Origin of the sequence: Delftia sp. WSY_7 (assembly GCF_043104845.1) — a bacterium.
In the GTDB taxonomy this organism is placed as follows: Bacteria; Pseudomonadota; Gammaproteobacteria; order Burkholderiales; family Burkholderiaceae_C; genus Comamonas; species Comamonas tsuruhatensis.
On sequence record NZ_JBICLB010000051.1, the window covers coordinates 1 to 17,823 of the forward strand.

The window sequence follows — 17,823 nt, forward strand, 5'->3', positions numbered from 1 at the left end:
GTGGTGTGGCCGTCGTGCGCACGCTTGTGCCCGCTACAGCGCAGGGCCGAATCACGGGTCTGCGCGGCACAGTGCCCTTCGGCATAGACATCAACGTGGCCCGGCCCACCGTGGGGCAGGTGCCCGGCGCCTGGCAGGAGGCGACAGCGGCGCGGGCTGCTCTGCGCAGCGCCTATGAGCAGGCCGCGCCCGTGCTGGCTGCTGTGCAGAAGCGTGGCGAGGCCGCCGTGCCCATCTCGGCCTTGCTGTGGCAGACGTGGCAGCAGGCCCAGCGCCTGGCGCACGCCACGCAGGCGGCCTGGCAGGACGGCCAGCGCGTAGCCCGCACGCTTCGTCAGGCCTACGAAGAGGCCACGCGCACGCGCGCTGCATCCCGCCAGGCCTGGCAGGAGGCCGAGCGCGTCAGTATGGTGTCGCAGCAGCAGTTCGAGGAGGCACTGCGGCGCCGGCATTCGGTCGCCCAGGCCTTCAGCACGGGTGTGCTCCTGGGTGCTGCTGTCCGCACGGACATGCAGGACGGCAGGGCGGTGCGTATCGCGGTGCTGGGCCGGTACGAGGAGGCATGGCACCCGCGCCCAGGTATCACGCCGCCCGGCCCGAAGCCGCCGATAGAGCCTCCGTGCTATGTGCCTGTCGTCGGTGGGCCGGTGGACCTGGTGTTTGTGGAGCCCTGGTCCGGCAGCAGGCATCTGGTTTTTGTGTGCTGCAAGCCAGGCCCCGATCCAGAGCCTCCGCGCTATCAAATCCCACTTCTAAAGGTCTACATGACAGTTCATTCAATGGAGGCGGTGCTGCTGCCGAGCATGGAGCCCGTGGCGTTGACGGATGTCTCTATCGCCAGCGATGACGATGGCTTCGCATGGAGCCTGTCCGCCAACGGTCCGGGCCACCTGCTGGAGCAACTCGCACCAATCGGTGGCATTCCCGTGCGAATCCGCGTGGCTGTCGACGGGGTGGACTTTGTGTTCGTGGTGCAAAGCCTGGCACGCACCAGGCGATTCGGTGAGCATAGGGTGGCGTTACAGGGAGTCAGTACCAGCGCGCTGCTGGGCAGTCCCTATATGCCTGAGCAAACGTGGTTGGGGAATTCGCCCGCTACTGCGCAGCAGCTTCTGATTCAGGCGCTTGAGTTCACTGGCGTGGACCTTGATTGGACAATTCCGGACTGGTTGGTGCCTGCTGGTGTGTGGAACCATCGTGGCACACCGTTGTCTGCGGTCATGCGGGTGGCAGAGGCCGTGGGTGCTGTGGTCCGTAGCCATCGAACCCAGGACCGGCTTATCGTTGCACCCCGGTTTCCCGTCCTGCCCTGGAATTGGCCGGCGGCCGTGCCTGATGTGTCAATGCCAGCCGATGTCATCGCAACTGATGACCTGCGGCCCGAACCCCGGGCGCCCTACAACGCTGTCTATGTCAGCGGTCAAGCCGGCGGCATCTTGGGGCATGTACTGCGTGCAGGCTCGGCAGGGGAGCAGCTCGCGCCGCAGGTGACGGATGCACTCATCACCGATGAGACTGCAGCACGCCAGCGCGGTGCAGTGGTCCTGGCCGGGGCGGGCAGCAAGCTGATCCAGAGCATCACCATGCCGCTGGTGACGGGCGGGAGCGCGCCAGGATTGATCCAGCCGGGCCAGTTGATCGAGGTCGCCGATGTGGGCCAGACCTGGCGGGGCCTGGTCCGTGCCACTCGCCTCAGTGCATCAATGCCCGTGGTCCGGCAACAAATCACGGTGGAGCGGGCAGCCACATGACCACTACCAACCTTTTCAAGCGTTTGCAGCAGTTGCTGCCGGCCGAGCCTGTGCTCACGGGCACCGTGTCAGCGGTCGATGGCGATGGGATGGCCACTGTGGACTTGCCTGGGGGCGGGAATTTGCGTGTGCGCAATCCGCTGGGCAGCGCGCTGGGCGACAGCGTCTACATCCAGGGGCAGGCGATCACAGGGGATGCGCCACTGCTCCCCTTCGTGCGTATCGAAATCTAGAAACAACACAGGAGGAAATCAATGCAGGACGACTACGGCAACGCCCTGGCCCCCCATACCGCGAAGTCCATTACATCGCGGCTGGATGAGGGCGACATGCGAATGACGCGCATTGAGCACGAACTGCAGGCCAACACAGTGGCCACGCAACAGGTGCAGGCGAACACAGAGGAAATGGTGAAGTACTTCGTTGCGATGAAGGGCGCATTTCGGGTGCTCAACTGGATCGGCAAGGTCGCCAAGCCCATCACCTACATCGTGATGCTGGGCACGGCGGGGATTGCGTTCTGGAAAGCCTTGATGGTAGGGGGAGGTGGCCGATGAACGAGACCCTCCGCAATCGTCTGCTCGCCACGGCTGCCGGCCTGGCTGCCACTGCAGCTGGAGGCTACGTCGCTACGAAGGAGGCCGGGCCCAGCCCCGCCGTGGCGCTGGCCCGCGAGATCGGGCTGCACTACGAAAGCAGCGGCCGGCACATCGGCACGCCCTACATCGACCGCCTGGGCAAGGGGCAGCCGCTGACCGTCTGCGCGGGCGTCACAGGCCCCGAAGTTGTGGCGGGGCGCTACTACAGTCCCGAGGACTGCGAGCGCCTGGAGCGTCCCAAATACCGCGAGGCCGAGCGCCAGGCGCGTCGCGCGCTGCGGCACTGGGACACATACAACGTGTGGGTGCAGGCCAGCTTTATCGACATGGCCTACAACGTACCCTCGGCGCTTGCCCCTGACACAACGGTCATGCGGCTGGCGAACGCTGGGCAACTCGATGCTGCATGCCTGCAGATGCCTCGATGGGTCTACGGCACCGTGAACGGCGTGTCCACTCGGCTGCCTGGTCTTGCTGATCGCCGCGATGCCACTCGCGAGTTGTGCGCGCAGTGGGGCAGGGACGGGCATTTCAGCGCTGGCCTGCTGGCGAGGGTTTCGCAATGATCAGCCCGCTGTCAACTCACTTGGCTGGGGCCGCTGTGGCGCTCGCGATTGGTGCTGGCGGCGCGTGGTGGATCCAGGGCCAACGCTATGGCATGCAGATAGAGCAGCTGCAGCACCAACAGACCAGCGCCGAATTGGGCCGCACAAAGCAGGCTGTGCGCGACATGGCTGGATTCCAAAAAGGATTGACCGATGCACTCGCAACTTTTCAAGCCACGGTCCAGCGCAATCAGGCCGCACGGCAGGATCTTGACCGCAGTCTGCGCGAGCTGCGCACTGCTACTGCAGGCATGCGGGGCGACTTTGCCGACCTCCCCGAGCGCATCGCGGGAGCTGCCCAGCCCGCCCTCGCTCAGTACGCCTCAACCTGCACAGCCGTACTCCAAGAGCTGGCAGACCGAGGTGGGCGAATGGCAGAGCGCGGTGCAGACATCGCGCGAGCGGCTGATGGCCACGCCGCTGACGCCGCGCTGATGCGGGATGCTTGGCCGAACGTCTCCCGCTGACAGGCGTGTGCTCCTGCTGCGCGGGCGGTAGTGGATCGCTCACGGCCAGGAGCAGTCACTTGTGGAGCGCTCTTGAGCGGCTGCTTCAGGCTAATCGCGGCCGGTCATTCCCTTTACGACCAATGACTGCTGTGCGGAAGAGCGCGCCAAGGCTTGCCTGCTGATCGCCAGCCAAGTGATTCCAGTCGCCTGCGCTTATCGGCGGCTACTGCAGAGCAGATCAGGACGCGGGCTTACGCTCATGACGCAGAGGCGCGCTTGAGTGCGACCATGCCGATGGTTCTTGCACAGCATTCAATGCCGTTCAAAAATACAGAATTAGCCGCGACTTCGAGAAGGCGCGTCCAAGTACATCGTCATACTGGGTCAATTTCAGATGAAATCAACATGCTTGGCGATGACAGTCTACGGCGATAGCCTGCTGATCCTTTAAATTCCTTGGTACGGGTTACCGCATTACCGATATGAAACGACGCAATCAGCTCCAGCAACCCAGCTCCGGCAGCGCACGGGGGCCCGTCTTCAAGAGCATCCCGTTTTCGCAGCTGACCGACAAAGAGCGCAAAGACTGGGTTGTTGCGGTAGGGGAGCAGGCACGCAGCGAACTTGCTGACGCCCTTACTGAAGTCGAGACACTGACCGCACGAATGGCCCCCTTCCAGACGCTGGCCGTCATGGCGAGCTACGCGCTCATGCGATTTGTGACTAAAAAAAATTCCAGGGATAGAGCAACACCGGAAGTACAGCAGGGGCATGTCGAGTTCCTGCAGGCTATGTACCTTCGCTTGGAGCCCAGCACGCTATTTCTATCTTCGACACCAGACGACATTCAGGTCCTCTTCGAGCAGTTGCCCCGGATTTTTTTCGCTCAGCATCAGGCTCGATTGCCCACGCGAGAAAGCATTGATAGGCCCCTGACAGCGGATGACGGCGCTCTGCAAATCGTGCAAGAGTACCTGAGAGCACACACCGCCGTGGTTCGTAATTGGGGATACTTCTCCAGCGTGACTCGAATTTCTGGGACGCTGCTGTCAGGCATCGACCAGCAATTCACGGCACGCTGCGGCTTGGCGGCCAGCGACGTCGTCAAGCTGTTCGAATACTTGGTTCGTCGACAAGAAAAGCGTGTAAGCGACCACTTTGGGCGAGTGCAAGAGGTATTCTGCCTTGTTACTGTGGATGAGATGGTGGATGCATTTTTTGCTCGATTTCCCTTCGATGGCAAAACTGCCGAGGTCGCAGCAGAACTTAAGCGCGAGGCGCTGACGACGCATCGTCTGAAAGCCGCCTTGCTTCCGATCGCAGACCATTACCTCGCAGAAGAGTTCGTCTTCGCGAGCGACCAGATTGCTGAGGAGACAGGATTGCCGTCCGCTGCCTTGGAAGGCCTGCTGTGCAAGCTGAGTCTCAGCTTTGGAGCGCTGACAAACACACCTGTCGAACAGCTTTTCCTTAGCAATCCGGTCTGGCTCAAGCCGCTCATCGCTCTTGACTCCCCAGGACAGTACTTCTGCGCCCTGCCCCAGACCCTGATGAGCTTTGTCTACCCAATCATTGACGAACTCGTGAAGCCACTCCCAGAAGTCGCCAAGCGTCTTAGTAATGTGCGAGCACAATTTCTTGAATCGGAAGTCGAACGCCTTCTGAAAGTAGCATTTCCAGATGTCCAAGTCGTGCCAAGCTTCAAGTGGCGCGATGGTGACCAAGAGTTTGAGACTGACGCTATGCTTCGATTCGACTCCACCATTTTGCTGGTGGAGGCAAAGTCGGCCAAAGTGTCTTGGCCTGCGCTACGTGGCGCTCCCAACCGACTTCTTCGGGATGTGCGTGAGCTCATTGTTACGCCTTCGGAGCAGTCTGGTCGGTTAGCCGCGAAGCTGCAGCAAGAAATTGCTCTGCGTTCGGCTGGTAGTGCACCCCAAATGGACTTCCCACTTTCACTGGACAAGGTGACTGCGGTCGTGCGCTTATCCGTGAGCCTGCACGACTTCGCAACCGTGCAGAGCGTTCCCACCCTCTTGGCGCAGGCCGGTGTGCTGAACAACCTGTACCCTCTCGCACCTTGCATCTCGCTGGCGGACCTGGAGGTCCTCATTGACCTGTTTGAGCAGCCACATGTCAGGCTGCATTACATCCGCCAGCGCGCTTCCACCATGCTTGCCCACAAGGTGATTGGCGACGAACTCGACATGCTGGGCCTGTACTTGGACACCTCGCTGAACTTCGGCGGACTCCAACCTGGTCAGCAGAGCATCACTTTGAACGGTTACTCCGCACGGCTGGATCGATATTACACAGCTAGGGATGAAGGCAGGCCTGCCCGAAAGCCGCGCCGGGCGACCACTGCCTGGTTCAATCGCCTCTGTGAGCAGATTTCAAAGCGCCCGATGTTTGGCTGGAGCGAGTTGACCAGCGCCCTCTTGTCTCTCACCCCAATCCAACAGCAGAACTTCGAGCGCGAGGTCCAGAAGATTGCCCGGCGCATCCGTCAAGGCAAGCCAGTTCGAGATGGAAAAGACACCATCGCGCTCGTTGGACCTGAATGGGGCAACACAGCGCTGGCCATTCGAGTAAGGGATAAGCGGCAGCCCGGCAAGTTTTTGGAAGGTGCCGAACAGATTGCCTCTGGTGTGTTCGAACACAAGCACGTCGAGCGCTGCAGCGTGATCGTGGTGGATGCCCTCGACCAGCAACTGCCCTATCTTGGTGGCGCCTTGCTCACGAGGGCCGACCGGCCCGTGTCAGCCACCATCTTCTTTTAGTCACGTTCGCCACCTCGGATATGTGTCTACAGAATAAGCTTACGGTTGTTGGCGGACAGGACGTTCTCTCGCAGGTATTTGACGACGCCTTCAGTCTTGGGTGGGCTTTCTGCGCTGAACTCCAATCCAATTTATCAAGTAAAGCTCAAATCTGCAGTAGCGGCAACCCATGCCCGCTTCCCACTCCGAGTAGATGGCCTCTCGAGGACGGCAAACATCCATTGATTAGGTTAGTAGAGGGCATCTCCGCGAAAAAAGCGGGCGGCCGGCTCCTCGCTACCAAAGGACCGCAACCGCTGCACAGCAGTCGTTGATCGGGCGCTGCGAATGATTCCAACGGGTCGATATCGGGCATCTGCATAACCAAAGAACACCGCGACCAAGCCTCCGCTTTCGCTGCCAAGCCGACACCGACAGGCCCGCGATGTACGACTGCAACGGGTCGGCCTGCGACTGAAGAGCTAACCTGGCCGAGATCGACCGCCGAGAGCGTTACGAGGTGCGGATGTTGGTCTCGCTGACGGCGTGCACGGCGCCGCTGACGCTTCGCTGGTTGGGGGATGCGTGGCCCAAGATGTCGCGCCTACCGGCCGGCCTGCACGTCCCGCTAGAGTGCTAGTTCATGCGTCCGTGCAGATGTTTGCCCAACCCGCCCTTTAGCTCGCTGCGGTCCATGAGCTTTCCTTGGAACTGGAAGTCCCGATCAATGCGGACAATCAGCAGCTGCTCAAAGTCGCCCTGACGCTTTACCAGTGCACGATCACTGGTCTTCTCTGGAGAGATAGTCTTGACCTCCACGAGCCTTCCGTCGATCGTGCCATCAGAGCCAGGCGCATGTGTCGCGTGGCGGCGAAGTCCGAACTTGATCTCTGCGTAGATTTCTCCGAGTTCGCCCCATACCTGTAAATAGCGCCCCGTGTTCTTAAAGTGGCGTGCTGCGCAGTCAACCAAATCCTCGAAGATTTCCGCCTGCCTCAGAATGCTGAATGGGAACCCAGCTCTGCTCTGAATGGACTGGACTGAGGAAGCGTCCTCTGCTGGCTCATTCTTAAGCTGAGCCTCTGCCCACTGTCGGTCAATGTATTCCCACTCCCAGGGCGCGGCGCCACTGCCAGCCGCGTCAGCGATTTCGTCCGCGCTATACCCGCGATCATGCATCTCATGCAAAAAGTCCCAATCACTCATGCTTCCCTCCGCTTCTTACCACGACATTGTGCCTGCAGGTCAAATGGCACGGGAAGCCGGAAGGCTAGGACCTGCCGAAGCCGCGCCAGAGACCACCCCACCGAGGGCACTTGATGCTTGGTCAGCGCACGGTGCAGACCTCTCGCCATCGGCTGATGGCCAGCCGCTGATGCTACGCGGATGCAAGACACTTGGCCAAAGGTGTCACGCCGACAGGCATGCATTCCTGCTGCGTGTGCGGCAGCAGGCTGTTCACGGCCAATACCTGACATTTGCCGACCTCCCCGGAGAAAGTCCGCATTCCTTCAAGAGCTTTCTTCGTCGGGACATCAGATCTAGGTCAGCGGCCGTGACGGGCAAGCGGCGAGCGCGTCCGCTGCTAGGTGTGTGACTACTGGTACCAAGGGGACACATCGAGATCGCCATGGTTACGCGGTGTCTGAATGCCCTTGACAAATCGTGGTGTTAAAGCTCGCGTACATCACGTGATGACGTTCGCTGGGATGCATTGCTGGCGTGGAGTTGATGGTGCCAGTACAGGTCTAGCCTATGCGTGTTCACCCTGAACTGGGTGGTTACAAATTGAACGATAATCATCGGTTCCTTGCCGAGGCACTCTGCTGTCATGCTTCGGTTTAAATGACCGCTGACTTTAAGCCCAGATGATTGCATACGCCGACACCAAGATAACGGAAGCATTCAACTCGATGCTCCGCACGGACTACATATCGTTGAACGATACGGAGCGTTTGGGTCTACTCGCGAAATACTACGTTGACTACTTTGGCCTAATCCCGGAGGTGCTGTCTGACACCGACCAGTTGATCGTCGGACGGCGTGGGACTGGCAAGACGACACTCTTATACCGAGCGTTCGTGGGATGTATGCAATCCTGGCGTAACGATCATCCGGAACACGTCGCTCCCAAGCAGAAGACGCTAGGCATCTATTTGGATCTGAGTAAGTGCCAATACATCGAGGATGTTGCCGATACGGATTTTGTAGCGTTCGAGCATGCCTTTGTCAGTGATGTCTGCGACGCTATTACGGATCAACTCACTCGTTTTTGGCCTGCTTTGGCTCAAGAGCCAGGATATTTTTCCAAATTATTCAGGGCAGCCGAAAGCAATCAAGTCGCCGAGGTAAGAGGAGTCCTTGATGGCATCGCACGACTTTTACGCGAGGGCCTGCCCCGAGTAATTGACCGATCCTCCGCGGTCGATTTTAAAGAGTCGTCTGGGTCAACGCAGACAAAGGGCGCTGAGCTCGCAGCAACACTCAGCGATAGTGATCCATCGATCACAGCAAAACTGAATGAGGGACGTAGCGAGTCACGTACAAATGAACGCTCTTACAGCACGCGAACCAGCTATCGACTCACGGTTACCGACATCCTTCGTATTTTTGGTGATTTGCGAGAGAAGGCGGGGATATCTGCGACCTACTTATTCATAGACGAGTTCTCAGCTCTCTCGACGGACTTGCAGCGCCGATTTTCTACTCTCTTGAAGAAGTTGCTGGGTTCACATGCAGGCGTGTTCATTAAGCTGAGCGCCATCACCGACAAGTACTCCCTGGGAAGTGCCATCATTTTGCAGCGTGACTTGTTTGAGCTTTCACTAGATCTAGACACTTTCGTCGAACGTTCCCTCTCACTTAATGATGCGATGGAGGGATTGACGGATTACTCTGAAAAGATTGTTCGCTCTCGTCTTTCTGCCTACTCCTGTCCTTCACCCGATGAGATCTTTGAGGAACCCGCAGAGACGCACGCCCTTCTTAGCAAATCTGCGATGGGGGTTCCACGTACTCTTGGCATTGTGCTGAAGCAGAGTTGGAGTAGATCGCGACAAGCTGGTGCGCGCAAGATTCGGAAATCAGACATTAGCTTCGGAATCCGCTACGCCTCGACCGCATACCTCAACCAGCTCTTAGGCGCAGCGAGAGATGGCGTTGCGATACCGTCGTTTCACGAAGACATGTGGAATGCGCTGCTTACGCGTGCGCAGGCAGAAAAAACGAAGGTGCATGAAGTGGCAGCAAGTCACTTCATGATCTTGGCTCGGAACGAGCAAATGCTGTCGATGTTGAACATGTTCTTTCTAGTCCACTTGTTGACAAAAGGACGCACAACAAAAAAGGAGCGGTCATCGCGGAACTTGTACTGCTTCGACTTTGGGGTCTGCGAGGAGAACAACCTCGGATTTACCACTGACAAAAATGTGATAAGGCAGCAGCGCTTTGCGTTTGATGATGCGCTGACTAGATTTGAGAAGTACTTCGGAGTAACCGCAGAAACGACATTTCGGTGTCCGCAATGCGGCACGGTATATGCGGAAAGTGAGCTCACAGTTGCTGGGACACAGCTGATGTTTTGTCCAAGAGACAGAGCTGACCTAGTCAGTCAACAATCGGCTGATTCGAGACTTCAGTACACCGAAGAAGAGACGAAGATCATCGGCTCCATACGTTCGGCAGCTCGCGAAGACCAAGTTCTTGCCAGACAGATTGCTGACGATGTTGGCTGTTACGTACAGAAGGTTGCCAAATTCGGCGAACGCTTAGATAAGGCTGGCCTTGTCAAGCGCGAAACTCACCCGACGGAAAGCAAGCTTTTCTATTACGGTGATATGACCAGTGGATCTTTTGAAATTTAAATTAGCCGAAGAAACATCTTAGATGTCTGCGTGGTGTATTGCAATCAATGGATGTCCGCGCCTTCCCGTCGTTAGCGCTTCTGACGGTCAACCCGGTTCAAGGGCCGTATTGGAAAAGGGGCAGCAAACTCGGCTGTCACAGTCGGACGACCGCGTACCAGCCCGGCTCAGTGGGCTGGCCACCCCAGGTGAGGCCATCAGCCATGGCGTACTGGCAGGATCTGCACGGGGCCGAGACCGCTGTGCACAATCCGGCCACCGGGGTCCCGCACCACGAACCAGTCCTCCGCCTGCTGCTCGATGCAGTAGTCTTCTGGCCGCCCTGGAAGCAACTCTTCCTCCGGCTGGCCGACCGCCAGGACAAGCGCAGTGTGATCCCGATCGAACTAGCAGATGCTGACCAATGGCTGGCGGGCACGGTCGCCGACGCATCACAGCTGCTCCATGTGGCGCCGGTCGAAGTGTTCCAGGCCGGCCCGGTCGTCTGAGCCCAAACGCAAAAAAGCCCCCTCGGCTGCCGTGATGGTGCCGAGAGGGCTTTGTCTTTTTGCGGCTACTGGTTAGAAGACCCGGAATTTGGTTAGAAGAAAGGGGTTAGCTCTTTCGAGCTAACCCCTTGATTCTATGGTCGGAGCGGCGGGATTCGAACTCGCGACCCTCTGCTCCCAAAGCAGATGCGCTACCAGGCTGCGCTACGCTCCGACTAAAACGCTATTGTAGCGTCAAAAAAATGGGTATTTTCGCAATGTGCGAATTTTCTGTTCAACGCGATCCAGGGCCGGGGCCACGGTTGGCCAGGTGGCGGAAGGTGATGCGGCCCTTGGTGAGGTCGTAGGGCGACATCTCCAGCGATACCTTGTCGCCAGCCAGGATGCGGATATGGTGCTTGCGCATCTTGCCGCCGGTGTAGGCGATCAGCTGGTGTCCGTTTTCCAGCGTCACACGAAAGCGAGAGTCAGGCAGGACTTCCGTGACGGAGCCTTGCATTTCAATCAGTTCTTCTTTGGCCATGTGTTCAATCTCTTAGGTCTGGGTCGGTTGCGGCACTCATTTGTCGGAACCACGAAAACCTTGCCTGGCCCACAGAACATGGGGTACGTGGTCAGGCTGAAAAGGCTGTGGATGTTCTGCGCAAAAGGCGCAGACCGGACAGAGGACCAGGTCACAACGGTGTCGCAAAGACGAAGCCCGGCAACACCTAAACTTCCTGATTCTACAGTGTTGTATTCGTCGCCGTGCGGGCGGTGCTCAAAGCGGCCATCGTACGCAAAACACAGGTCGGATTCGTGCTGGAACGGCGAGGCTTTTGTCATCCGCGTGTGATGAGATGGCCTCGAAAAACGTGCGCGAGGCTTTGGGGTGGTCCGGCCAGGGTTGAAGGCCGCGGTGGCCGAGGAGGGGCGATGGTCGCGGGTTGGCTAGAATCCGCCCACAGCTTCTATTACTTTTATAGCAAAACCTCGATGTCTGATCGACTTGCCGTTCTCTCCCAGTATCTTTTGCCCAAGCAGGCGCTGACTGCCGTCATGGGGCGCCTGGCCCAGGCGCGTGCGGGTGACCTGACCACGGCAGTCATCCGTCGCTTCATTGCACGCTATGGCGTGGACATGTCGGAGGCGGCCGATTCCGATCCTGCGGCCTATGCCAGCTTCAACGAGTTCTTCACGCGGGCGCTCAAGCCCGGTGTGCGGCCGCTGGCTTCGGCTGACTGGGTCTGTCCTGTGGATGGCGCCATCAGCCAGATCGGCGCCATCGAGGGCGAGCAGATCTTCCAGGCCAAGGGGCACAGCTACAGCGCCACGGCGCTGGTCGGCGGCGATGCACAGCTGGCGCGGCAGTTCGACAACGGGCATTTCGCCACCATTTACCTGAGCCCGCGCGACTACCACCGCATCCACATGCCCTGTGCCGGCCGGTTGCGTCGGATGATTTATGTGCCCGGCGAACTGTTCTCGGTCAATCCGGTCACGGCGCGCGGCGTGCCGGGCCTGTTTGCACGCAACGAGCGCGTGGTCTGCGTCTTCGATACGGACCACGGTCCCATGGTGCTGGTGCTGGTGGGGGCCACCATCGTGGGCAGCATGGGAACGGTGTGGCACGGCATCGTCAATCCGCCGCGGCCCGGCCGCATCCAGGACTGGCGCTACGACGACCAGTCCATCGTCCTGGGCCAGGGCGAGGAAATGGGGCGCTTCCAGCTGGGCTCCACCGTGGTCATGCTGTTTCCCGCATCGGCAGGGCTGCGCTTCAACGCGCAGTGGACACATGCCGCGCCCGTGCGCCTGGGCCAGAAGATGGCCGGGCGCGGCGAGGCCTGAGTCTCGAAGGGTCGTCGATGAAAAACCGGGCCCAGGCCCGGTTTTCTGTCAAAGAATCCAGCTCAGGGCTTCAGGGCGCCGCTGTGTGGTGAACATCGAGGGTGCGATGCTCAGCCGCTCTGGCCTGACGGGGTCTTCATGGCCGACCAGATAGACCATCAGTTCACGGCGGCGCAGTATGACGTGGCTGACCTTCTCGGCCTTCCCGTTCTGTGTGACCTGCGTGCCCGGGCGGAACAGCGGCATCTGGAAGGTGAAGCTGCGCGGATCGGCCGGTGGCGCGACGGCAGTGCTGGGAGGGGCTTCTAGAGTGGCAACCATAGGCTTGATGTGCATGAGTGGACGCTGCCCACCTTATCGGCACTGCCGCGCCGAACTGTAGGGTCGCCGGGCGGCGACCACCAAGCTCAGGCGTCCGGATGGGAAACGCCGAGGATGGCGTGCAGCTGTGCGCTGGTCGTCGTGTACTGCAGCAGCGGTTTCTCGCCCTGCAGGTACTCGGCGGCGGCAAAGGCCGCCATGGTGGCTTCGTGGAAGCCGCACAGGATCAGCTTGTGCTTGCCCGGGTAGCTGACGATGTCGCCGATCGCATAGATGCCTGGCGCATCGGTGGCCTGGGTTGCAGGGTTCACCAGCAGCTGCTTGCGCTCCATGGCCAGGCCCCATTCGGCGACCGGGCCCAGGCGGGGGGAGATGCCCAGGCAGACGACCAGTTGCTGCGCCGCCAGTTCATGCTCCTGCCCTTCGCCATCCATCCACTGCACGGCACGCAGCAGGCCTGAGTCGGCATGCAGTTGCGTGATCTGGCCGATCACCACGCGGATGGCGCCGCTGTCGCGCAGCTCCTGCAGGCGCTCCAGCAACGGCGCCGAAGCCTGGAAGGCGTCGCGGCGGTAGAGCAGGCAGGTGGTCTGGGCCTTGTCGGCGCAGGCAATGGCCGCGGCCACGGCCTCTTCGTCGCCACCGTGGACGATGGCGGTCCGGCCGCGCACCATGTCCAGATCGGCGGGATGGTAGTGGAGCTGGCCTGCAGCCAGCCGCTCCACGCCGGGCACCTTCAGCGCCTTGGGCACAAAGGCGCCCACGCCAGCCGCGATGAAGACGCTGCGCGCATGCAGTTCAAGGCCTTGCGAGGTCTGCGCCAGCCAGCGGCCATCGTCCATGCGCTGCAGCTGGGCGACCTGCTGGGAAAGGTGCAGTTGCGCGTCCATGGGCGCGACCTGCCGCTGCAGCAACTGGACCAGTTCATGGCCCGTGCACACCGGAATGCCGGGAATGTCGTAGATGGGCTTGTCGCCGTACAGCTGCGCGCACTGCCCGCCCACATGGGGCAGGGCATCGACGACATGGCAGCGGATGCCTTGCAGCCCCAGCTGGAACACCTGGAACAGGCCCGCCGGGCCTGCGCCTATGACGAGGGCATCGGTCTGGATCGGTTGCGCGCCGGAGGTGTCTTGCATGGGCTGCGCGGCTTCAGCGTTCGAGCTGGTCCAGCTTGCCGGGCTTGCCGTTCCAGTCGTCGGCGTCGGGCAGCGAGGCCTTGCGCTTGGTGATGCTCTTCCAGCCCTTTTCCAGCGACAGCTCGGCATTGAGCTTGATGAAGGCGAGCTGGTCGGCGGGGACGTCTTCCTCGGCAAAGATGGCATTGGCCGGGCATTCGGGAATGCACACGGCGCAATCGATGCACTCGTCAGGATCGATCACGAGGAAGTTGGGGCCTTCGCGGAAGCAGTCCACGGGGCAGACATCCACACAATCTGTGTATTTGCACTTGATGCAGTTTTCGGTGACGACGTGAGTCATGGGAGTCTTTTATTTGCGGTGTGAATGTCGGTATCAACCCGGGATTCTAGAATTTTTCGGAACACGGTCCTGCACATGCAAGAGATTCTGGCGCGGACTGCTGCGGTTTTCTGAAAGCCCACGAGCCGGCATGTGCCGGCTCGCGAAGCGGGACTGTCCAGTTGCTCAATCCAGCAGTGCAGCGCCTGCGGTAGCGTGGCTGGCCGTGTCCACGAGGATCAGCGCACCCAGCTGGCGGGCCTGGGCGAAGGGCGCCGCGGGAATGCTTTCCTGTAGCAGCAGCTCCACGCGGCCGATGGCGTTGGGCTCCAGCTGGGTGGCCTCTTCCTGGGCCAGCGTGTGGATGTTCAGGCGGTGCACCACGCGGCGGGCCTTGGCCTTGATCCAGCGGTGGCCGTGCAGCGCCAGGTAGGTGCGGCCGGGGACCAGCGGCTGCTCGTCCATCCAGGCCACGGTGGCGGTCAGCTCGCGCTTGCTGGGCCATGCGGGCTGCGCTTGCGGGGCGTCGAAGTCGTCATCGGCAGCGGCCGCTGCAGCCGCAGGGGCTGCGACGAGCCAGTCGCCGCGCGAGACATCGACCTCGCGGTCCAGCGTGATGCCGGCCGACAGGCCTGCGTCGATGGAGCCGGGAACGCGGGCATGGTCCAGCACCTGGGCAATCACGGCCTGCTGGCCGCTGGGCAGGATCTGCACGGCGTCGCCCACGCGTGCGCGGCCTGCGGCCACGCGGCCCCAGAACACGCGGCGGCCCTGGCTGGTATCGGCCGAGGACGAGAATTTCTCCACCCACTGCACGGGGAAGGCCAGCGCCAGGCCGGTGTCGGTCGGCGTGTTGGGCAACTGCTCCAGCAGTTGCAGCAGGCTGGGGCCGTCGTAGCCGGCCCAGCCGGGCTCGGCGTTGACCACGTTGAAGCCCTTGAGGGCCGAGACGGGCACGGTGGCCGCGGAGGAAATGCCGGCCTCGGCCGTGAAGCGCTGCAGCGCGCCACGGATGTGGACGAAGGCCAGTTGCGGGTCTTCGACGGCGTCGAGCTTGTTGACGGCAAACACCAGCGAGTGCACGCGCAGCAGGTGGGCCAGCAGGCTGTGGCGGCGCGTCTGCGGCAGCAGGGTGAGCTGCGGGTTCTTCCAGTCGAGCTTGGTGGCATCGACCAGCACCACGGCGGCGTCGGCGCTGCTGGCGGCGGTGACCATGTTGCGCGTGTACTGCTCATGGCCCGGCGCGTCGCCGATGATGAACTTGCGGCTTTCGGTGGCGAAGTAGCGGTAGGCCACGTCGATGGTGATGCCCTGCTCGCGCTCGGCCGACAGGCCGTCGGTCAGCAGCGCCAGGTCGGTCTCGCCGCTCTTGGTGACGCCGGCGAGCTGGTCCTGGAGCACGGCGCGCGTGTCCACCAGCAGGCGGCCGATCAGCGTGCTCTTGCCGTCGTCGACGGAGCCGCAGGTGATGAAGCGCAGGGCCGAGGCGTTGGAGGCCTCGGTGGCGGGGGAATCCGCAACGGCTGCGCCGGCGGCAATGCTTGCGGTGGTCATCAGAAATATCCGTCCTTCTTGCGCTTTTCCATGGAGGCTTCGCTGGTCTTGTCGTCCATGCGTGTGGCGCCGCGCTCGCTGACATCGGCGGCCAGGGTTTCGAGCACGATGTCGGCCGCCGTGGCGGCATCGCTTTCCACGGGGCAGGTGCAGGTGATGTCGCCCACGGTGCGAAAGCGCACGTCGCGCACCACGACTTCCTCGCCGTCGCGCGGCGGTGTGAGTTCGGTCACGGGCACCAGCAGGCCGCGGCGTTCCACCACTTCGCGCTTGTGCGTGTAGTAGATGCTGGGCAGGGCGATCTGCTCGCGCTCGATGTATTGCCACACGTCGAGTTCGGTCCAGTTGCTGATGGGGAACACGCGGAAGTGCTCGCCGGGGGCCAGACGCGTGTTGAACAGCGTCCACAGTTCGGGGCGCTGTGCCTTGGGCTGCCATTGGCCGAAGCTGTCGCGGTGGCTGAAGATGCGTTCCTTGGCGCGGGCCTTTTCCTCGTCGCGGCGCGCGCCGCCGATCAGGGCGTCGAAGCGGAATTCATCGATGGCCTCCAGCAGCGTCACCGACTGGTGGACGTTGCGGCTTTCGCCCGGATGGGCCAGGCGCACGGTGCCGCGTGCCATGGAGTCCTCGACGCTGCGCACGATGAGTTCGGCGCCGAGCTCCTTGGCGCGCAGGTCGCGGAAATCGGTCACTTCCGGGAAGTTGTGGCCGGTGTCGATCATCAGCAGCGGGTAGGGGATGCGACCCTTGCCGAAGGCCTTTTCGGCGCAGCGCAGCATGACCAGCGAGTCCTTGCCGCCCGAAAACAGCAGGGCGGGGCGCTCGAAGGCGGCGGCCACTTCGCGCAGCACGAAGATGGTTTCCTCTTCAAGGGCGTCGAGGTGGCGGTTGCTGAGATGGCTCAGCACGGAGGTGTCCACACGGGCGTTCATTTCTTGGTTTCCAATCAAATCGGTGTCAAACGCTGTCGTTTCACTTCTTGGCGTGCAGCCCGCATTCCTTGGCCGCTTCGTCCTCCCACCACCAGCGGCCGGCGCGGAAGTCTTCGCCAAGGCTGACGGCGCGCGTGCAGGGTGCGCAGCCGATGCTGGGATAGAACTGGTCGTGCAGCGGGTTGTAGTCCACGCCATGGCTGGCGATGTAGTGCCAGACATCGCCCTGGGTCCAGTCGGTCAGCGGGTTGAACTTGGTCAGGCCCTTGGTCTCGACCTCGCTGCGGTCCACGGCGGGCACGTCGGCGCGGGCATTGGACTGCTCGCGGCGCAGGCCCGTGATCCAGGCGCTCTTGCCGGCCAGCGCGCGCGCCAGCGGCTCCATCTTGCGCACGCCGCAGCAGGCCTTGCGCAGCTCGATGCTGCGGTACATGGCGTCCTGGCCGTTGTCGCGGATGAAGTGGATCACCGATTCGAGCTGCGGCCGGTAGACCTTGACGCTCAGGCCGGGCAGCGACTGGGTGCGCTCCAGCAGGGCCAGGGTCTCGGTGTGCAGCGCGCCGGTGTCCAGCACGAAGACGGGGATGTCCAGGCCCAGGCGGTGGATGATGTCGGTGATCACCACATCCTCGGCGCCCAGGCTGGAGGCCTGCGTCACGGCCTCGGCGCCCAGCGCCGCTGCCTCGCGCAGCAAGGCCTCGGTGGCGGCCAGCTTGTCGGCAAAGCCGCTGCTGGCTCGGCCGTTGACCTCGGTGGCCTTGGCCGATGCCTGTCGCGACAGAAAGCTTTGCGCACCCATGTCAGGCCGCCTTGACGAAGTGGGGCTCGGGATGGACGGCATCACCCTGGTAGAAGCCGTGGAAGCGGTCCAGCTGGCGCTGGGCATCGGAGATGTCCACGCCTTCGCGCAGTACGGCCACGTCGAAGCCGCAGCGCTGCATCTGCACCAGCTGGTCGATCAGCACGTCGCCCGTGGCGCGGATTTCTCCCTGGAAGCCCAGGCGCTTGCGCAGCAGGCGGGCCTGGCTGAAGGCGCGGCCGTCGGTGAACTTGGGAAAGTGCAGGTCGATGCGCTGCACGCCGGTCAGGTCCAGCGTGAAGGGGTCGGCGTCATTGGCCGGGGCGATGACAGTCTGCTGGCCTTCGGCCGGGCTTTGGTGCTCGTGGGCGGCGATGATTTTCATGGGGATCTCCTGCGGCTCTCACCTGGG

Annotated in this window: 18 protein-coding genes and 1 tRNA gene; 9 read left to right on the top strand and 10 right to left on the bottom strand. The window is 61.7% G+C overall.

Going from position 1 to position 17,823, the window contains the following annotated elements; genetic code table 11:
* The 6 genes from ACF8ME_RS25190 to ACF8ME_RS25215 form a co-directional block, all read left to right on the top strand.
* A partial coding sequence (locus ACF8ME_RS25190) for a hypothetical protein (RefSeq protein WP_392418667.1) occupies nucleotides 1–1,751 on the top strand: 1,751 nt, incomplete at its 5' end.
* Nucleotides 1,748–1,984, top strand: coding sequence for a hypothetical protein (locus tag ACF8ME_RS25195; protein WP_046241372.1), 237 nt, complete (start codon nucleotides 1,748–1,750; stop codon nucleotides 1,982–1,984). The genes ACF8ME_RS25190 and ACF8ME_RS25195, both read left to right, overlap by 4 nt.
* Nucleotides 1,985–2,005: 21 nt before the next feature.
* Nucleotides 2,006–2,308, top strand: coding sequence for a hypothetical protein (locus tag ACF8ME_RS25200; protein WP_046241371.1), 303 nt, complete (start codon nucleotides 2,006–2,008; stop codon nucleotides 2,306–2,308).
* Nucleotides 2,305–2,916 carry a lysozyme gene (locus ACF8ME_RS25205; protein WP_392418670.1) on the top strand — a complete coding sequence of 204 codons (612 nt, stop codon included), beginning with the start codon at nucleotides 2,305–2,307 and terminating at the stop codon, nucleotides 2,914–2,916. Before ACF8ME_RS25200 ends, ACF8ME_RS25205 begins: the two co-directional genes overlap by 4 nt.
* Nucleotides 2,913–3,422 carry a hypothetical protein gene (locus tag ACF8ME_RS25210; protein ID WP_392418672.1) on the top strand — a complete coding sequence of 170 codons (510 nt, stop codon included), beginning with the start codon at nucleotides 2,913–2,915 and terminating at the stop codon, nucleotides 3,420–3,422. The genes ACF8ME_RS25205 and ACF8ME_RS25210 overlap by 4 nt, the downstream gene beginning before the upstream one ends.
* A 464-nt stretch (nucleotides 3,423–3,886) precedes the next feature.
* A complete protein-coding gene (locus tag ACF8ME_RS25215) occupies nucleotides 3,887–6,184 on the top strand; it encodes a hypothetical protein (RefSeq protein WP_392418674.1) in 2,298 nt (765 codons plus the stop codon).
* A 615-nt stretch (nucleotides 6,185–6,799) separates the two neighbouring features.
* Here ACF8ME_RS25215 and ACF8ME_RS25220 read toward each other — a convergent pair.
* Nucleotides 6,800–7,369, bottom strand: a complete 570-nt coding sequence (locus tag ACF8ME_RS25220; RefSeq protein ID WP_392418676.1) for a hypothetical protein — start codon at nucleotides 7,367–7,369, stop codon at nucleotides 6,800–6,802.
* A 662-nt stretch (nucleotides 7,370–8,031) separates the two neighbouring features.
* On the opposite strand from ACF8ME_RS25220, the gene ACF8ME_RS25225 reads away from it, so the two are divergent.
* Entirely contained in the window at nucleotides 8,032–10,026 is a 1,995-nt protein-coding gene (locus ACF8ME_RS25225) for a hypothetical protein (protein WP_392418678.1), read from the top strand.
* A gap of 203 nt (nucleotides 10,027–10,229) precedes the next feature.
* Nucleotides 10,230–10,514, top strand: coding sequence for a hypothetical protein (locus ACF8ME_RS25230; protein ID WP_392418680.1), 285 nt, complete (start codon nucleotides 10,230–10,232; stop codon nucleotides 10,512–10,514).
* 137 nt (nucleotides 10,515–10,651) lie between these two features.
* Here the strand turns inward: ACF8ME_RS25230 and ACF8ME_RS25235 are convergent.
* Both ACF8ME_RS25235 and infA read right to left on the bottom strand, forming a co-directional pair.
* A tRNA-Pro gene (locus ACF8ME_RS25235) sits at nucleotides 10,652–10,728 on the bottom strand.
* Nucleotides 10,729–10,788: 60 nt separating this feature from the next.
* Nucleotides 10,789–11,037, bottom strand: coding sequence for a translation initiation factor IF-1 (gene infA, locus ACF8ME_RS25240; protein WP_012206460.1), 249 nt, complete (start codon nucleotides 11,035–11,037; stop codon nucleotides 10,789–10,791).
* 452 nt (nucleotides 11,038–11,489) lie between these two features.
* Here infA and asd point away from each other — a divergent pair, with 452 nt between their 5' ends.
* Nucleotides 11,490–12,344 (top strand): archaetidylserine decarboxylase, encoded by an 855-nt coding sequence (gene asd / locus ACF8ME_RS25245; RefSeq protein WP_026062786.1) that lies wholly within the window; start codon nucleotides 11,490–11,492, stop codon nucleotides 12,342–12,344.
* A 48-nt stretch (nucleotides 12,345–12,392) separates the two neighbouring features.
* Here asd and ACF8ME_RS25250 read toward each other — a convergent pair whose 3' ends face one another.
* The 7 genes from ACF8ME_RS25250 to ACF8ME_RS25280 all read right to left on the bottom strand — a co-directional run bounded on the left by ACF8ME_RS25250 (nucleotide 12,393) and on the right by ACF8ME_RS25280 (nucleotide 17,796).
* A complete protein-coding gene (locus tag ACF8ME_RS25250) occupies nucleotides 12,393–12,665 on the bottom strand; it encodes a hypothetical protein (RefSeq protein WP_227468472.1) in 273 nt (90 codons plus the stop codon).
* Between the two features lie 86 nt (nucleotides 12,666–12,751).
* A complete protein-coding gene (locus tag ACF8ME_RS25255) occupies nucleotides 12,752–13,804 on the bottom strand; it encodes an NAD(P)/FAD-dependent oxidoreductase (RefSeq protein WP_392418682.1) in 1,053 nt (350 codons plus the stop codon).
* 13 nt (nucleotides 13,805–13,817) lie between these two features.
* Complete coding sequence (gene fdxA / locus ACF8ME_RS25260) at nucleotides 13,818–14,147, bottom strand: ferredoxin FdxA (protein WP_012206456.1); 330 nt, start codon at nucleotides 14,145–14,147, stop codon at nucleotides 13,818–13,820.
* Between the two features lie 165 nt (nucleotides 14,148–14,312).
* A complete protein-coding gene (locus ACF8ME_RS25265) occupies nucleotides 14,313–15,680 on the bottom strand; it encodes a sulfate adenylyltransferase subunit 1 (RefSeq protein ID WP_392418684.1) in 1,368 nt (455 codons plus the stop codon).
* Nucleotides 15,680–16,612, bottom strand: a complete 933-nt coding sequence (cysD, locus tag ACF8ME_RS25270) for a sulfate adenylyltransferase subunit CysD (RefSeq protein WP_016448348.1) — start codon at nucleotides 16,610–16,612, stop codon at nucleotides 15,680–15,682. The genes ACF8ME_RS25265 and cysD overlap by 1 nt, the downstream gene beginning before the upstream one ends.
* A gap of 40 nt (nucleotides 16,613–16,652) precedes the next feature.
* Nucleotides 16,653–17,411, bottom strand: a complete 759-nt coding sequence (locus ACF8ME_RS25275) for a phosphoadenylyl-sulfate reductase (RefSeq protein ID WP_013801647.1) — start codon at nucleotides 17,409–17,411, stop codon at nucleotides 16,653–16,655.
* A 1-nt stretch (nucleotide 17,412) separates the two neighbouring features.
* Nucleotides 17,413–17,796, bottom strand: a complete 384-nt coding sequence (locus ACF8ME_RS25280) for a DUF934 domain-containing protein (RefSeq protein ID WP_016448346.1) — start codon at nucleotides 17,794–17,796, stop codon at nucleotides 17,413–17,415.
* Nucleotides 17,797–17,823: the final 27 nt, after the last annotated feature.

Bases quoted from the DNA above. Each gene is read 5' to 3' on its own strand.
- ACF8ME_RS25205 (WP_392418670.1), top strand. From the start codon at position 2,305: ATGAACGAGACCCTCCGCAATCGTCTGCTCGCCACGGCTGCCGGCCTG.
- ACF8ME_RS25250 (WP_227468472.1), bottom strand. From the start codon at position 12,665: ATGGTTGCCACTCTAGAAGCCCCTCCCAGCACTGCCGTCGCGCCACCG.
- fdxA (WP_012206456.1), bottom strand. From the start codon at position 14,147: ATGACTCACGTCGTCACCGAAAACTGCATCAAGTGCAAATACACAGAT.
- asd (WP_026062786.1), top strand. From the start codon at position 11,490: ATGTCTGATCGACTTGCCGTTCTCTCCCAGTATCTTTTGCCCAAGCAG.
- ACF8ME_RS25255 (WP_392418682.1), bottom strand. From the start codon at position 13,804: ATGCAAGACACCTCCGGCGCGCAACCGATCCAGACCGATGCCCTCGTC.
- ACF8ME_RS25280 (WP_016448346.1), bottom strand. From the start codon at position 17,796: ATGAAAATCATCGCCGCCCACGAGCACCAAAGCCCGGCCGAAGGCCAG.
- ACF8ME_RS25210 (WP_392418672.1), top strand. From the start codon at position 2,913: ATGATCAGCCCGCTGTCAACTCACTTGGCTGGGGCCGCTGTGGCGCTC.
- ACF8ME_RS25265 (WP_392418684.1), bottom strand. From the start codon at position 15,680: ATGACCACCGCAAGCATTGCCGCCGGCGCAGCCGTTGCGGATTCCCCC.
- ACF8ME_RS25275 (WP_013801647.1), bottom strand. From the start codon at position 17,411: ATGGGTGCGCAAAGCTTTCTGTCGCGACAGGCATCGGCCAAGGCCACC.
- ACF8ME_RS25195 (WP_046241372.1), top strand. From the start codon at position 1,748: ATGACCACTACCAACCTTTTCAAGCGTTTGCAGCAGTTGCTGCCGGCC.
- ACF8ME_RS25215 (WP_392418674.1), top strand. From the start codon at position 3,887: ATGAAACGACGCAATCAGCTCCAGCAACCCAGCTCCGGCAGCGCACGG.
- ACF8ME_RS25230 (WP_392418680.1), top strand. From the start codon at position 10,230: ATGGCGTACTGGCAGGATCTGCACGGGGCCGAGACCGCTGTGCACAAT.
- infA (WP_012206460.1), bottom strand. From the start codon at position 11,037: ATGGCCAAAGAAGAACTGATTGAAATGCAAGGCTCCGTCACGGAAGTC.
- cysD (WP_016448348.1), bottom strand. From the start codon at position 16,612: ATGAACGCCCGTGTGGACACCTCCGTGCTGAGCCATCTCAGCAACCGC.
- ACF8ME_RS25220 (WP_392418676.1), bottom strand. From the start codon at position 7,369: ATGAGTGATTGGGACTTTTTGCATGAGATGCATGATCGCGGGTATAGC.
- ACF8ME_RS25200 (WP_046241371.1), top strand. From the start codon at position 2,006: ATGCAGGACGACTACGGCAACGCCCTGGCCCCCCATACCGCGAAGTCC.
- ACF8ME_RS25225 (WP_392418678.1), top strand. From the start codon at position 8,032: ATGATTGCATACGCCGACACCAAGATAACGGAAGCATTCAACTCGATG.